Annotated in this window: 14 protein-coding genes; 9 read left to right on the top strand and 5 right to left on the bottom strand. The window is 49.6% G+C overall.

Features of this window, described 5'->3' with window-relative positions:
• Nucleotides 1–124 precede the first annotated feature (124 nt).
• The 9 genes from glyA (at nt 125) to PKI34_01505 (ending at nt 8,416) form a co-directional block, all read left to right on the top strand.
• Nucleotides 125–1,405 carry a serine hydroxymethyltransferase gene (glyA, locus tag PKI34_01545; protein HNS16488.1) on the top strand — a complete coding sequence of 427 codons (1,281 nt, stop codon included), beginning with the start codon at nt 125–127 and terminating at the stop codon, nt 1,403–1,405.
• Between the two features lie 5 nt (nt 1,406–1,410).
• Nucleotides 1,411–1,908 carry a phosphohistidine phosphatase SixA gene (sixA, locus tag PKI34_01540; GenBank protein ID HNS16487.1) on the top strand — a complete coding sequence of 166 codons (498 nt, stop codon included), beginning with the start codon at nt 1,411–1,413 and terminating at the stop codon, nt 1,906–1,908.
• Nucleotides 1,842–3,986, top strand: a complete 2,145-nt coding sequence (ppk1, locus tag PKI34_01535; protein HNS16486.1) for a polyphosphate kinase 1 — start codon at nt 1,842–1,844, stop codon at nt 3,984–3,986. The genes sixA and ppk1 overlap by 67 nt, the downstream gene beginning before the upstream one ends.
• 2 nt (nt 3,987–3,988) lie before the next feature.
• Complete coding sequence (locus PKI34_01530; protein ID HNS16485.1) at nt 3,989–5,161, top strand: molybdopterin molybdotransferase MoeA; 1,173 nt, start codon at nt 3,989–3,991, stop codon at nt 5,159–5,161.
• Nucleotides 5,145–5,945 (top strand): radical SAM protein, encoded by an 801-nt coding sequence (locus tag PKI34_01525; protein ID HNS16484.1) that lies wholly within the window; start codon nt 5,145–5,147, stop codon nt 5,943–5,945. Before PKI34_01530 ends, PKI34_01525 begins: the two co-directional genes overlap by 17 nt.
• A gap of 118 nt (nt 5,946–6,063) precedes the next feature.
• A complete protein-coding gene (gene moaC / locus PKI34_01520; protein HNS16483.1) occupies nt 6,064–6,519 on the top strand; it encodes a cyclic pyranopterin monophosphate synthase MoaC in 456 nt (151 codons plus the stop codon).
• 24 nt (nt 6,520–6,543) lie between these two features.
• On the top strand, nt 6,544–7,485 hold the full coding sequence (locus PKI34_01515) for a molybdopterin-binding protein (protein HNS16482.1): 942 nt from the start codon (nt 6,544–6,546) through the stop codon (nt 7,483–7,485).
• A gap of 14 nt (nt 7,486–7,499) precedes the next feature.
• A complete protein-coding gene (locus tag PKI34_01510) occupies nt 7,500–8,054 on the top strand; it encodes an HDIG domain-containing protein (protein ID HNS16481.1) in 555 nt (184 codons plus the stop codon).
• A 29-nt stretch (nt 8,055–8,083) separates the two neighbouring features.
• Nucleotides 8,084–8,416, top strand: coding sequence for a septum formation initiator family protein (locus PKI34_01505; protein HNS16480.1), 333 nt, complete (start codon nt 8,084–8,086; stop codon nt 8,414–8,416).
• A gap of 11 nt (nt 8,417–8,427) precedes the next feature.
• Here PKI34_01505 and priA read toward each other — a convergent pair whose 3' ends face one another.
• The 5 genes from priA to PKI34_01480 form a co-directional block, all read right to left on the bottom strand.
• A complete protein-coding gene (gene priA / locus PKI34_01500; protein HNS16479.1) occupies nt 8,428–10,938 on the bottom strand; it encodes a primosomal protein N' in 2,511 nt (836 codons plus the stop codon).
• Nucleotides 10,939–10,954: 16 nt separating this feature from the next.
• A complete protein-coding gene (pfkA, locus tag PKI34_01495; GenBank protein HNS16478.1) occupies nt 10,955–11,941 on the bottom strand; it encodes a 6-phosphofructokinase in 987 nt (328 codons plus the stop codon).
• Between the two features lie 9 nt (nt 11,942–11,950).
• Nucleotides 11,951–13,120, bottom strand: coding sequence for a THUMP domain-containing protein (locus PKI34_01490; protein HNS16477.1), 1,170 nt, complete (start codon nt 13,118–13,120; stop codon nt 11,951–11,953).
• Between the two features lie 51 nt (nt 13,121–13,171).
• Nucleotides 13,172–13,354, bottom strand: a complete 183-nt coding sequence (locus PKI34_01485) for a hypothetical protein (GenBank protein ID HNS16476.1) — start codon at nt 13,352–13,354, stop codon at nt 13,172–13,174.
• A gap of 78 nt (nt 13,355–13,432) precedes the next feature.
• Nucleotides 13,433–13,771, bottom strand: coding sequence for a hypothetical protein (locus PKI34_01480; GenBank protein ID HNS16475.1), 339 nt, complete (start codon nt 13,769–13,771; stop codon nt 13,433–13,435).
• Nucleotides 13,772–13,817: the final 46 nt, after the last annotated feature.

The following is a 13,817-nucleotide window of genomic DNA, read 5'->3' as shown; positions in this document are numbered from 1 at the left end:
TGATTATTGAATGGTTGGGATTCAAGGAGGATATTTCATGCCTACTCACAGGGAGATGGCGATTAATTCTTAATTTTGTGTCTTGATAAAGAATAAATGCAACCGATGATTTAAACCAGGTATCATGGAACGAGACACAGCAGTATTTACCATCATTGAGAATGAAAAGCACCGGCAATTGAGTGGCATCGAACTGATCGCATCGGAGAATTTTGTCAGCGACCAGGTGCTGGAAGCCATGGGATCGGTGATGACGAACAAATATGCGGAAGGTTATCCCCGTGCCAGGTATTACGGGGGATGCCAGCACGTGGATGAAACGGAACAGCTTGCCATTGACCGGCTAAAGGAGCTGTTTGGGGCCGAGTGGGTCAATGTGCAGCCCCATTCCGGCGCTCAGGCCAACATGGCCGTTTTTCTGGCCTGCCTTATCCCAGGCGATACATTTATGGGGCTCGACTTGTCGCACGGCGGACACCTGTCGCACGGTTCCCCGGTTAATTCATCCGGGATCCTTTACAGGCCGGTGGCGTATGAAGTAAGCCGCGAGACGGGTACGGTGGACTACGATCAGATGGAAACAACCGCTCTGCGCGAGAGGCCGAAGCTGATCATGGCCGGAGCTTCGGCCTATTCACGCGACTGGGACTACAAGCGGATGCGGGAGATTGCTGACCAGGTCGGAGCCATCCTGGTGGCCGACATTGCCCACCCGGCCGGACTGATTGCCAGGAAGCTGTTGAACGATCCCCTGCAATACTGCCATATTGTTACCTCAACCACCCACAAGACCCTGCGTGGTCCCCGCGGCGGAATCATCATGATCGGGAAAGATTTCGACAATCCGTGGGGTAAGACGACCAAAAAAGGTGAGATCCGGAAAATGTCATCACTGCTTGATTCCGCTGTTTTTCCGGGTGTGCAGGGAGGACCGCTCGAGCATGTCATTGCATCGAAGGCAGTTGCCTTCGGTGAAGCTCTGACACCTGCCTTTGGCGAATATGCCCAAAAGGTGAGAAAAAATGCACAGATCATGGCAAAGGCCTTTACGGATAAGGGATACCATGTCATCTCAGGAGGGACGGATAACCATTTGATGCTGATCGACCTCCGGACAAAGTTTCCCCAGGTCACGGGCCGGATGGTTGAAAACACCCTGGTCAAGGCCGATATTACGGTGAATAAGAACATGGTGCCATTTGATGACCGATCGCCCTTCCAGACTTCGGGACTGCGGATCGGAACCCCGGCCGTTACCACCAGGGGCCTTAAAGAGGAACATATGCCCGTGATCGTGGACTATATCGACGATGTCATCTCTGATCCTGAAAACGAAGCTAAGATCCATGCGATCCGGGAAAAGGTGAACAGGATGATGTCGGGATTCCCTTTATTTGCCTATTAAAATCTATGGGAAAATCATTGTACATCGTCAGGCATGCCAAGTCATCGTGGGATCAGCCGGAACTTCCGGATGAGGATCGACCCTTGCTTGAAAAAGGAGTTCAGAAAACATACAAAGTAATCAACTACCTGAACGGAAGAAAGGTAAAGGTCGACCTGATCCTGACGAGCCCGGCGGTCAGGGCCTGTGAAACGGCCCGGCTGATTGCGCAGGGTATCGGTTACCCGGCGGAAAGGATCTCCAAAATGCCTGAACTATATCCAATCGATACGGAACAGGTCCTTCAAAGGCTTCAAGACCTTCCCGATGAGGTGAATGCGGTCATGATCGTAGGGCACAATCCTGGAGTGACCCAGTTTGCCAGCTTCCTGCTCGGGGAGCAACTTGATTGGCTGCCCACCTCGGCGGTCGCCGGCATCGAATTCCTTACCGACCGATGGCACGACATCCCCGGGTTGAAGCCATTTATGCATTTTGTGATTTACCCGAAAATGCTGCCATGAAGAATCCTGCCGACGACCTGAAGATCAACAGGGAGATCAGCTGGCTGCATTTTAACGAACGAGTCTTGCAGGAGGCGATTGATCCAAGTACACCCCTGATTGAAAGAATTAAGTTTCTGGGAATTTTTTCCAATAACCGGGATGAATTCTTCCGTGTTCGCGTGGGGACATTGCGGAGGATGCTGACCATCCGCAGCGAAAATTTAAAGATCAGTTTCGAGCCTGCCGAACTATTGAGGGAGATCGATGAAATTGTCAATGAACAGGAAAAGATCTTCACCAGGGTCTATAGTGAACTTGTCAGGGAGCTGGCCGGGGAAGGCATTTACCTGATCGATGAGAGTCAGCTGACTCCGGAGCAGGGCAGGTCTGTCAGGAATTATTTCAATGAGGAGATCCGCCCGCTTTTGCTTCCGATCATGATCAACAACATCAACGTCAGCACCTCCCTGGTGGACAGTTCATTGTACTTGCTGGCCGATATGAAGCGGAAGGATGAGTCGCTGGAAGAAAACCAGGCGATCATCCGGGTTCCCACAGATGTTTTAGGCCGGTTCCACATCTTACCTAAAGAAGGGAAAAGAGAATTCATCATTCTGCTGGATGATGTCATCCGGTACTGCCTTTCCGATATTTTTTCCTTTTTCGGATATGATACTTTCCAGGCCTATACGATCAAATTCACCCGGGATGCCGAGCTGGATATTGACAACGACATTTCAAAAAGCTTTTTGGAGCTCTTAAGCGAAAGTGTCAAGCAGCGAAAGAAAGGATTTCCCGTCCGTTTTGTCTATGAAGATAACCTGCCGCAACGCCTGTTGAAGAAACTGATCAAAAAGCTCAAGATCTCGGAAAAGGGTAACCTGAGGAGCGGAGGAAGGTATCATAATTTCAAGGACTTCATGTCGTTTCCGCACATAGGCCCACCTCACCTGTACTATCCGGCCACACCTCCGCTGCCCCACGCTGGCCTGCCCCTGAACAATAGTATTTTTGGCATACTTCGCCAGAGGGATCTTATGTTGCATTTTCCGTACCAGTCCTTTCAGTACATCATTGACCTGCTCCGGGAGGCCTCCATTGATCCCAAAGTGGTAGCGATCAAAATGACTTTTTACAGGGTGGCCAAGAATTCCAATGTCATGAACGCGTTGATCAATGCCGCCCGCAACAACAAGACGGTGACCGTCTTCATGGAATTGCAGGCGCGCTTCGATGAGGAGGCAAATATATACTGGACAAACAGGCTTCAGGAAGAAGGGATCCGTGTGATCCCCACCATTCCAGGCTTTAAGGTGCACGCCAAATTGATCCTGATCAAGCGGATCGAGGAGGAGAAAGAGATTGGATATGCCAATATCTCAACGGGGAACTACAATGAATCAACGGCCAGGGTTTATGCAGATGACAGCCTTTTAACCTCCAACCAGCAGATAGCAAAGGACGTGGACAACGTTTTCCGGTTGATGGACAGCCGTTACAAACCCCCTGAATTCAGGCACCTCATTGTTTCGCCCTTTGATACGCGCAAAGAGTTTATTCGACTGATCAACAATGAGATAAAAAATAAGAACCTGGGCAAGGACGCCTGGATCATCCTCAAGCTGAACAGCCTTGTGGATGACAAACTCATCGAGCGATTGTACGCTGCCAGTAAGGCAGGTGTCAACATAAAGATCATTGTCAGGGGTATCTGTGTGCTGGTGCCCGGAATCCCCGGGATCAGTGACAACATTGAGGCATTCAGCATTGTGGATAAATTCCTTGAACATTCCCGGGTGTACATATTCTGTAATGACGGAAAGCCCCTGTATTACATTGCCTCTTCCGACTGGATGCAGCGGAACCTGGATCACAGGATCGAGGTTGCCTGTCCGGTGTTTGACGGAAATTTGCAGGAAGAGCTGATGAACATGATCCGGATCCAGCTAAAGGACAATTGCAAAGCAAGGATCATCAGCGCCCGTCATCCCAACCGTTACCGGAAGGACGCCACACGGAAGAAGATCCGGGCACAGGTGGAGATCTACGCGTATTTTGACAAAATGGTCCTGGACAAGAACAACAGTACACCCTGAACATGATATCGTTTGAAGAAGCATATGATCTGGTTCTGAGTTCACACTTTGCGTGTGGCACAGAACGCATTCAGCTGCAGGATGCACTTCGGCGGGTCCTTGCTGAAGAAGTGTTATCCGACACCGACATGCCTCCCTTCAACAAATCTGCCGTTGATGGTTATGCCTGCCGGCGAAGTGATCTTGGTAGAGAGCTTGAGTGTATGGAGACCATTCCGGCAGGGGTAGTTCCGAAATTTTCCATCCATCCGGGGCAATGTTCAAAGATCATGACAGGATCCATCGTTCCGGAAGGAGCCGATATGGTCATGATGGTGGAAGATATTGAGGTGACAACCCACGGTAAGATCCGGTTCGTCAGGGAAAAATCGTCCGGGAATATCTGTTTCCGTGCAGAAGATCTTCATCGGGGCGATGTCGTTCTGCGGCCGGGTTCACTGATCCGTCCACAGGAGATTGCAGTGATGGCGTCGGTGGGATATGTTCACCCGGTTGTTTACAGGCAGCCCCGAGTTGGAATCGTCACCACAGGGGATGAGCTTGTTGAACCCGGCCAACTTCCTGCATTGTCACAAATACGCAACAGCAACGCCTCACAGTTGCTTGCGCAATTAAATGCAATGGGCATCCGGGGAACCTATTTTGGCATTGCCCGGGATGACCGGGAGGCATTAAAAAAGATCCTTCAGGATGCGAAAGATGCTTCGGACATCGTTTTGCTTACCGGAGGTGTTTCCATGGGAGAATATGATCATGTACCGGATGTTCTTCTGGACCTGAATTTCAATTTGATCTTTAAGTCTATAGCCATTCAGCCCGGCAGGCCCACTGTATTTGGAATGGCCGATGGCCGCTATGTTTTTGGCTTGCCGGGAAATCCGGTTTCATCCTTCGTGATCTTTGAGCTTCTGGTCAAACCATTGCTGTACAAATCAATGGGGCATGCCTATCCATCCCCTGAGTTCCAGATGACCATGGGAGAAACCTATTCACGAAGGCGATCGGATCGTAAATCGCTTCTACCGGTAATGATCCGTGAAGGGAAAGTGTTCCTTTTGGATTATCACGGCTCAGCACATATCCATTCTTACATTCATGCGGATGGGATCATGGCTCTTGAAATAGGAACAACCCGGATTAAAGAGGGGGAGGTGGTTCATGTACGACAGATTTAACAGGAAGATCAACTACTTAAGGATATCCGTTACGGACAGGTGCAATCTCCGGTGCGTTTACTGCATGCCGGAGGAGGGTATCATACCTTTGAAGCACACGGATATTCTGTCCTATGAGGAGATTATGGAGGTTGTCAAGGTCGCCGTGAAGTACGAAATCGATAAAATCCGTATCACGGGAGGTGAGCCTCTGGTGCGCAAGGGTGTTGTTTCGCTCATCAGCTGGATTTCCGCCTTAAAAGAGATCACTGATCTATCGTTGACGACCAATGGAATTTTACTGGAAGCATTTGCCCTTCCATTGAGAGATGCTGGATTACACCGGGTCAATATCAGCCTCGACACGATGGATCCGGACCGGTACAGGCACTTGACAAGAGGTGGTGACATCCAACGGGTATTCGACGGTATCCAGGCTGCCATGAATGCAGGACTGACACCTGTCAAGATCAATTGTGTGGTCGATCGTTCGTCGGATGAACCGGATGCAAGGGCGGTCAGGGAGTATGGCCTGAAAATGGGCCTGACGGTGCGATTCATCCGGCGCATGACCCTGGCCACGGGAGATTTCAGTGTCGTAGAGGGAGGTGAGGGTGGCCATTGCAGCCGGTGCAACCGCCTGCGGCTCACGGCCAACGGAAAGATACGACCCTGCCTGTTCAGTGATCTGGAATACGATGTCAGGGAACTGGGTCCGGAGCAAGCACTGAAAATGGCCATTCAGTGGAAACCTGAATCGGGTTCGTACAGCCTTTCCGGCCGGTTTAATACGATCGGAGGCTGACATGGTTCAATGTACCCCACCCCCGTGCAGGGGAGAGATAAGTGGGTAAATTCCCGGGGCAAGCCCGGGGATCAATACCATCGATGTAAAAATTTCTATCCAAAGGAGAATCAGGCCAATGAATGCATTATCGCATACAGATTCGGAAGGCAAAGCCAACATGGTGGATGTCGGAGGCAAAGCCGATCAGCTTCGGACAGCCAGAGCCGGGGGTTTCATTCAATTACAGGATGCCACCATCCGATTGATCCGGGAAAATCTCATTAAAAAGGGAGATGTGCTGACGGTTGCAGAAGTTGCCGGGATACAGGGGGCTAAAAAGACGAGTGAATTGATTCCTCTGTGCCACCCCCTTCAATTGACAAAAATCGATGTCCACGCAATACTTGAAAACAATGGCGTAAGGGTGGAATCCGAGGTCAGGTGCATCGGAAAGACGGGCGTGGAGATGGAGGCACTCAACGCGGTTCAGATTGCCCTGCTGACCATCTATGATATGTGTAAGGCAGTGGACAAGGAAATGGTGATCACTCAGGTACAACTGATGGAAAAAACAAAGGAAGACATTCGTTAACAATCACTTAAAGCTTAACTGGAGATGAGGGAAAGAAAATTGTTTGAAGTGGTTTCTGTCAATATTTCAGAAAAGAAAGGTACCATCAAGGTGCCTGTGGATGAAATATCCCTTGGTCTCAAGGGAGTGGAACATGATGCCCACGCCGGTGACTGGAACCGGCAGGTAAGTTTACTGGGGGAAGAAAGCATCAATAAGTTCCGGAAAATGATTGATCGCGATATCCGGCCAGGTGAATTTGCCGAGAATATAACTACCCGCGGTAAGATACTTTACGAAATGTCGCCCCTGGATCGCTTCAAAATTGGGGAGGCAGAACTTGAAATTACCCAGATTGGAAAAGAATGTCACGGGAAGAGCTGTGCCATCTTCCAGGAGGTTGGAAACTGCGTGATGCCCAAAGAGGGGATCTTTACACGTGTAATCTCTGAAGGAAGGATACGTGCAGGAATGATGATCGAATACCTGCCCCACAAATATCAGGTGTGGGTGGTCACCCTGAGTGACAGGGCAAGCCGGGGGGACTATGCCGACCGGAGCGGGCCTGCGATCATCGAACGGATGGAACGATTTTTTCAACACGATAAAAAACCCTGCCACATCCTGCACCGGATCATCCCTGACAATGCCGGTGACCTGGCGGACATCCTTACCGAAGCACGGGGGGGGCGGGTGGACATCCTGATCACCACGGGAGGAACGGGCATCGGACCCAGAGATATTACCCCGGACGTCATCCTTCCGAGGCTTGACAAGGTTTTACCCGGTATTATGGAGCTGATACGGATAAAATACGGAGCTGACAAGCCGGGCGCGCTGCTGTCGAGAGGAGTGGCCGGGATCATGGGTGGTACACTGGTCTATACCCTGCCTGGCAGCGTAAAAGCAGTGTCGGAATATATGGAAGAAATCCAGAAATCATTACAGCATGCGCTTTGGATGCTGCACGGACTCGACATTCACTAAAAACACTTTGACTTATGGACCGGGATCAGGCTGTTGCTTTACTTCATTCCTACATCAAAAATGAAAGGTTACTCAACCATTGTTATGCTTCGGAAGCCGTTATGCGGGCCCTGGCTTCCCGTTTAAATCAGGATGCGGAGAAATGGGGACTGGCAGGCCTGCTTCACGATCTGGATGTGGAAGCCATCAAAGCCGATCCCAAAGTGCACGGCCTGGAAACGGCCAGGATACTTGAATCGCATGGTTGTGACCCGGAAATCATACACGTGATCCGGATGCATAATGAAGAAGCAACCGGACTGGAGCGGACTACGCAGTTTGAACACGCGCTTGCTGCCGGCGAAACGGTAACCGGACTGATCGTGGCCACGACGCTGGTTTATCCTGAGCGGAAACTCTCCGCCGTGAAGCCCCGGTCGGTGATCAAACGTATGAAAGAAAAAGCCTTTGCTGCTTCCGTCCGACGGGAAAGCATCCTGGAATGTGAAAAGGCAGGTATCCCGCTGGAGGAGTTCGTCACGCTGGCCATCGGAGCCATGAACGATATCAGTGATCGCCTGGGTCTGTGATGACACAAAATCGTAAAAATCGTAGCCCCATGTGGAGAAAAATTCTGAATGTTCTCAAAAATAAATACTTCATCGTAAGTGTGGTTTTTCTGGTCTGGCTGGTTTTCTTTGACCAGAACAACATCATTTCCCAGCTCAAACTTTCCCGAAAGCTCAAACAGTTGCAACAGCAGAAAGAATACTACGAGATGGAGATCCGTAGCAATGAAAAAGCAACCCTTGAACTGATGAATGATACCGATAAGCTCCAAAAGTACGCCCGGGAAAAGTACCTGATGAAAAAAGACAACGAAGATATTTACATATTCGAGGAAAAAATGACGGATACGATGCCGGATATGCAGCGGGACACCCTCAAATGATGATCAAGCCGTCACAGGGGATCAACATCCACGACGATATCGACCTGTTTGTGCATATTCTGTGAGAGAAATTTCCCGATAACCCCGGCGATTTTCTTTTTATCGGCTGCTATGGCCGAATTCCTGTCAAGTTTGATCATGACCTGCTTGATATACTTATTCTTGATCCTTGCGACCATGGGATATTCCGGTCCAAGTACCTGGCCGGGATAGGTTTTTTTAAGAATATCAGCAAAATCCCTTGCTACCGTATTTAAAAACTGAAAATCCCGGTGCCGGATCCGGAGCAGGATCAACCTGAAGTGGGGGGGATAGTGAAAGCGTTTTCGTTCGATGAGCTGCAGGTTATACATTCCCGTGTAGTCATTGTTGACCACCTGTCGAATGATCGGGTGGGAGGGATTGTGGGTCTGAATGATCACCAGTCCCTGTTTATTTTTTCTCCCTGCACGGCCGCTAACCTGCGACATGAGCTGATAGCTCCGTTCAAAGGACCTGAAATCGGGAAAATTCAGCATGTTATCAGCATTCAGGATTGCAACCAGGCTGACATTCTCAAAATCAAGCCCTTTCGTAACCATTTGTGTCCCAACGAGGATATCGATCTTTCGCGTCTCAAAATCCTGGATAATCTGGTGGTACGCATTTCTTGAGCGGGTGGTATCCAGGTCCATCCGGGCAATGGTTGCCTCCGGAAGAAGGGCTGCCAGTTCTTCTTCCACCTTCTCTGTTCCGAATCCCCTCATCAGTAATTTGGTTGATTGGCATTCCGGACACTTTTCGGGCACGGGGATGGAATAGCCGCAATAATGGCAGCGAAGCTGGTTGGCCTGTTTATGGTAGATCAGGGAAACGTCACAATTCCTGCAGGCAGGCATCCAGTTGCAGATGTCGCATTCGATACGGAGGGAGAATCCACGGCGGTTCTGGAACAGGATGATTTGTTCCTTCTTGTTCAGCGCGAGCCTGATCTGTTGCAGGAGTGTTTCGGCGAAGATGGATTTCATCCGCTTCATCCGCATTTCCTCTCTTAAATTGACTAATTGAATGGCAGGAAGTTGCAATCCTCCATACCGTTCAGTCAGCGTAACCAGCCCAAATTTCCCTGTTGAGCAGAGGAAGTAGGTTTCCAGGGCCGGTGTAGCCGATCCAAGGATGGTTTTGGCATGATGAAGGCGCGCAAGGAACAATGCGGAGTCACGGGCATTGTATCGCGGCGCCGGATCCTGTTGTTTGAAGGAAGTATCGTGCTCTTCATCAACGATGATCAGCCCCAGGTTGGAAAAGGGAAGGAGCAATGCCGACCGTGCCCCGAGAATGATCTGGTAGGATCCGGCCTGTGACAATCCGTTTCCCAGTACACTATTCCAGATCTCCACCCGTTCGAAATCATTATACCTTGAGTGATACACCCCGACCTTATTGCCAAAGAAACGCTTCAGGCGGTGAATGATCTGTGTTGTCAGGGCTATTTCAGGCAGAAGGTAAAGAACCTGTTTGCCGGCCTCGACATATTCCTGGATAAGTTTGACATAAAGCTCTGTTTTCCCGCTGGAGGTAACCCCAAATAACAGAAGAGTGTCTTTTTCTGAAAGCTGATTTTTGAGGGATATAAAAGCCTGGTTCTGATGTTCAGTCAGGTGGACACTCTCTGTATTTAATTGAATGTCATTTATTTGAAGACGGGATACGATTTTTTCATCGGTTTTAAGCACTCCTTTTTTAACAAGTGCATTGAACTGGGCCAGCGATGCGTTGGCTCCTTTGAGGAGGTCGTTCCGTTTGACCTCCTGTCGGGGTATTTTCCCAAAAGCTGAAAGCCTGACATAGGTGATCAGGATCTCCAGTTGTTTGTAAGCTCTTTTGTTGAGTTCGTCGAAAAGCTGATTCAGTTTTTCATCCGAGGCATAATCCTCGGCAAGTGTCACATAGGTCTCAGTTTTGGGTTTATACTGCTGGATCAGTTCTTCCCTGACGATCAGGACTTTTTTTTCAATGAGGTCCTTGATCAGCGGCAGTACCCTTACCTGTCCCAGGATCTTTGATACCTCTGTGACAGTCAGTTCCGTTCTGTTCATCAATGCTTCAGCAATCAGGGTTTCTTTATCGCTGAGCTGGATTTTCTGGTGGTGGAATTCCGGATGCAGGATGACCCGTGTTTCACTTTGAAGTTTCAATCCGGCGGGCAGAGCGGCATTCATCACATCCCCAAGGCAGGCCATATAGTATGAGGCCATCCAGTTCCACAGGTCAAGCTGGAAAAGATTCACCACAGGATCGGTATCCAGGATATCCAGAACGGTCTTTGCTTCGTACGGCGGAGTGATGGAATGAAGGGAACTGATGATGGCCGAATAGATCTTTTTGCTGCCGAACTGGACCACAACACGTTGTCCGACATCAACTTCATTACGGTGTGTGTCAGGTATTCTGTACGTAAAGGTACCTGGAACGGGTAAAGGAAGAATGACCTCTGCAAACAGAGAGGCTGTGTTCATTTCAGCAGAAGCCTGTGCTTGCATACGGCGGTTTCTGTTCTTATAGTGAAAGGATCCTGGTTATTTCCAGGTAGGTATGCTTGATGGATTTCTCATTTTTGATGGCCTTTTCAAAGGGGGTGTAGGAGATCTGGTTGTTTTGCATACCGATCATGATATCACGCTCTCCGTTGATCAAGGCATTGACGGATTCATAACCGAGCTGGCTGGCCAGCACGCGGTCATAAGCTGTGGGAGATCCGCCCCGCTGGATATGTCCGAGGATAGTCACGCGCGTATCGAACTCATTGAATTTTTCTTCCACCTTTTTGGCAATTTCATAAGCTCCGCCCTGGTCATCACCTTCGGCTACGATGATGATACCGGATGTTTTGTTTCGTTTCCAGTCGTATTTCAGCATCCGGATCAGGTTATCGATGTTTGTTTTGGTTTCAGGAACCAGGATATTATCTGCGCCTGAAGCCAGCCCGCTTCTCAATGCTATAAATCCTGCATCCCTTCCCATAACTTCGACAAAAAATAACCGGTCGTGGGACTGTGCGGTGTCCCTGATCTTATCAACGGCCTGTACCACCGTATTCACAGCTGTGTCGTACCCGATCGTAAGATCGGTGCCATAAAGGTCGTTATCAATGGTGCCTGGCAATCCAACGATCGGGAAGTCAAATTTATGGCCAAAGATATGGGCTCCGGTGAAGGTACCGTCACCCCCAATCACGATCAGTGCATCGATGTGCTCTTCCTGCAGGTTGGAAAAGGCGAGTTCCATACCTTCATCGGTCTTGAACTGCTCACTGCGTGCTGTTTTCAAAACGGTTCCACCCCTCTGGATAATGTTGGAAACCGAGTTCCTGTCCATCACTTTGAAGTGCTTTTTGAGCAGTCCTTCATACCCGTTGATGATCCCTATGATTATGAGGTCATTGTAGAGTCCCGTTCTGACAACGGCCCTGATGGCGGCATTCATCCCCGGAGCGTCGCCTCCGGAAGTAAGGATTCCGATTTTGTTCAATTTTGCGAGTGCCATGGTCTGTAATTATGGTTGTTTTTTCAGTGCATCTTTTCTGCTACCCTCAAACACTTCAAAATTAACAAATTTACATTCAAGTGGCCCGTTAAAGATGGTAAACTTACGGGATGGTTTCAGTCCCAGGAATTTAAGGGCCTGTTTATCCGAAGCCAGAAGCCAGGTTGACCATCCTGCATAGCGCTTTTTCAGGATATCCCCGATCTGTTTGTACTGTAGTTGCAGATTGTCAACCGCCAGCCGTTGCCCGAAGGGTGGATTCGTGATCATTGTTCCTTTTTCGGAAGGAGGATCTGACTTGCGGAAATCCCGGCGGGATACCCTGATCACTTGTTGAAGGCCCGCGTGGGCGATGTTTTGTTCCGCGATCCGGACCATGTGTGCTGAAAGGTCAGCACCCTGGATGGAGATTCGGGGTGACACAGAATCCCCTGGTGAAGCAGCGGTAATCCGTTCCCAGACTTTTTCGTTGTGATCGGGCCAGTTCCTGAAGGCGTAACTTTGCCTGAACTGACCTGCGGGAATGTTCCTGGCCAGGAGCGCTGCTTCGATTAAAAGGGTTCCCGAGCCGCACATCGGGTCAAAAAAAGGAGATGTCCGGTCCCATCCTGAAAGGTAGATCATCCCGGCAGCCAGCACCTCATTCAGGGGTGCCGGACCTGTTGCCATCCGGTATCCTCTTTTGTGCAGTGAGTCGCCCGAGCTATCCACGAGCACCTGGCCACTTTCTCCGGAAAGGTGGATATGGACGCGCAAAAAAGGTGAAACCAGATCCACCGAGGGTCTTCGGCCGCAGCGTGAACGAAATCTATCGACAATCGCATCTTTTGTAAGTTGTTCGGCAAATTGTGTATGGGTAAACACGGTGTTGCTGGCCACAGCGTGCACGGCAAGTGTCCTGTCAGGATCCATCCACTCCTCCCAGTGCAGGTCGTGTATCCGGTCATACAGATCCTGCTGTTTTCTGACCGGGAAGGAGTCGAGGAACCGGAGAATATGGAAGGCTGTCCGGCACCAGTAATTTGCCCGATAAACCAGTTCCATCGGTCCCTTAAAACTTACTGCCCGGTTTAAAACCTGGGCTTCTTCCGCTCCCAGCAACCGGAGTTCTTCGGCCAAGACTTCTTCCAGTCCGGAGCTGGTCGTGGCGACAAGGGATAGTTTAGGTTCTTCCGGCATGGTTCATTGTGTTGATTCGGGATCTTCATTATGGAGGATCTGTTTGGTGGCTCAGAGGCCCGCTTGTTTTAAGAAGGCTTCCTGATCAACGATATACCTGGTATGGATTCCTTTCCCGATCATTCCTTTCTCATCCGAAGCACTGACTGCGAACGTCAGCTTTGCACCCTTGATTTCGACCAGGGTACAGCCACAGGTCACCAGTCTGCCTGCCGGTATTTGAAATGTAACCATTAAAAATCAAACAAGAACTCCAGTGTGCAAAAATAAAAAACCCCGGTGATAAGCCGGGGTTTTTACTGGTTCTTTTCATTACTTTTTAGGCGGGGCCTGTGCTTTTGAGCAACAGCCTTGCTGGGTAGCCGGGCATCCGGGCCTGGGTTCGCACCCAGCCGTTTTATTCGTTCCGTAGCTAGCAGGATTATTCTGTGGATTACCTGTTTTAGCAGCGGCATTCTGGGTATTTGTCACTGTCGTCTTGCTTTCAGTTTTTGTCTTATCTGCATCTTTTGCTTTGACAGGATCCTGATCCAATGCAACTTTTTCGATTTTAGTCTCGTTACTGACCACTTTTGAAGTAGATTTGGTCTGTCCAAATGCGGCAGCACCTACAAAAGCCACCAGAGTGAGCACGACAATTAATCTTTTCATAATGAATTTTGTTTTATGGTTTGTGAATATTAAGATTTCCGACGGC

The organism is Bacteroidales bacterium, assembly GCA_035342335.1.
In the GTDB taxonomy this organism is placed as follows: Bacteria; Bacteroidota; Bacteroidia; order Bacteroidales; family JAGONC01; genus JAGONC01.
This window is presented reverse-complemented; position numbering and strand designations above follow the sequence as displayed.

What these genes read in the sequence shown, in the direction of transcription:
- PKI34_01485 (HNS16476.1), bottom strand. Translation starts at nt 13,354, where the DNA reads ATGGTTACATTTCAAATACCGGCAGGCAGACTGGTGACCTGTGGCTGT.
- priA (HNS16479.1), bottom strand. Translation starts at nt 10,938, where the DNA reads ATGCAAGCACAGGCTTCTGCTGAAATGAACACAGCCTCTCTGTTTGCA.
- PKI34_01515 (HNS16482.1), top strand. Translation starts at nt 6,544, where the DNA reads ATGAGGGAAAGAAAATTGTTTGAAGTGGTTTCTGTCAATATTTCAGAA.
- PKI34_01505 (HNS16480.1), top strand. Translation starts at nt 8,084, where the DNA reads ATGTGGAGAAAAATTCTGAATGTTCTCAAAAATAAATACTTCATCGTA.
- PKI34_01530 (HNS16485.1), top strand. Translation starts at nt 3,989, where the DNA reads ATGATATCGTTTGAAGAAGCATATGATCTGGTTCTGAGTTCACACTTT.
- PKI34_01510 (HNS16481.1), top strand. Translation starts at nt 7,500, where the DNA reads ATGGACCGGGATCAGGCTGTTGCTTTACTTCATTCCTACATCAAAAAT.
- sixA (HNS16487.1), top strand. Translation starts at nt 1,411, where the DNA reads ATGGGAAAATCATTGTACATCGTCAGGCATGCCAAGTCATCGTGGGAT.
- PKI34_01480 (HNS16475.1), bottom strand. Translation starts at nt 13,771, where the DNA reads ATGAAAAGATTAATTGTCGTGCTCACTCTGGTGGCTTTTGTAGGTGCT.
- pfkA (HNS16478.1), bottom strand. Translation starts at nt 11,941, where the DNA reads ATGGCACTCGCAAAATTGAACAAAATCGGAATCCTTACTTCCGGAGGC.
- PKI34_01525 (HNS16484.1), top strand. Translation starts at nt 5,145, where the DNA reads ATGTACGACAGATTTAACAGGAAGATCAACTACTTAAGGATATCCGTT.
- PKI34_01490 (HNS16477.1), bottom strand. Translation starts at nt 13,120, where the DNA reads ATGCCGGAAGAACCTAAACTATCCCTTGTCGCCACGACCAGCTCCGGA.
- glyA (HNS16488.1), top strand. Translation starts at nt 125, where the DNA reads ATGGAACGAGACACAGCAGTATTTACCATCATTGAGAATGAAAAGCAC.
- ppk1 (HNS16486.1), top strand. Translation starts at nt 1,842, where the DNA reads ATGGCACGACATCCCCGGGTTGAAGCCATTTATGCATTTTGTGATTTA.
- moaC (HNS16483.1), top strand. Translation starts at nt 6,064, where the DNA reads ATGAATGCATTATCGCATACAGATTCGGAAGGCAAAGCCAACATGGTG.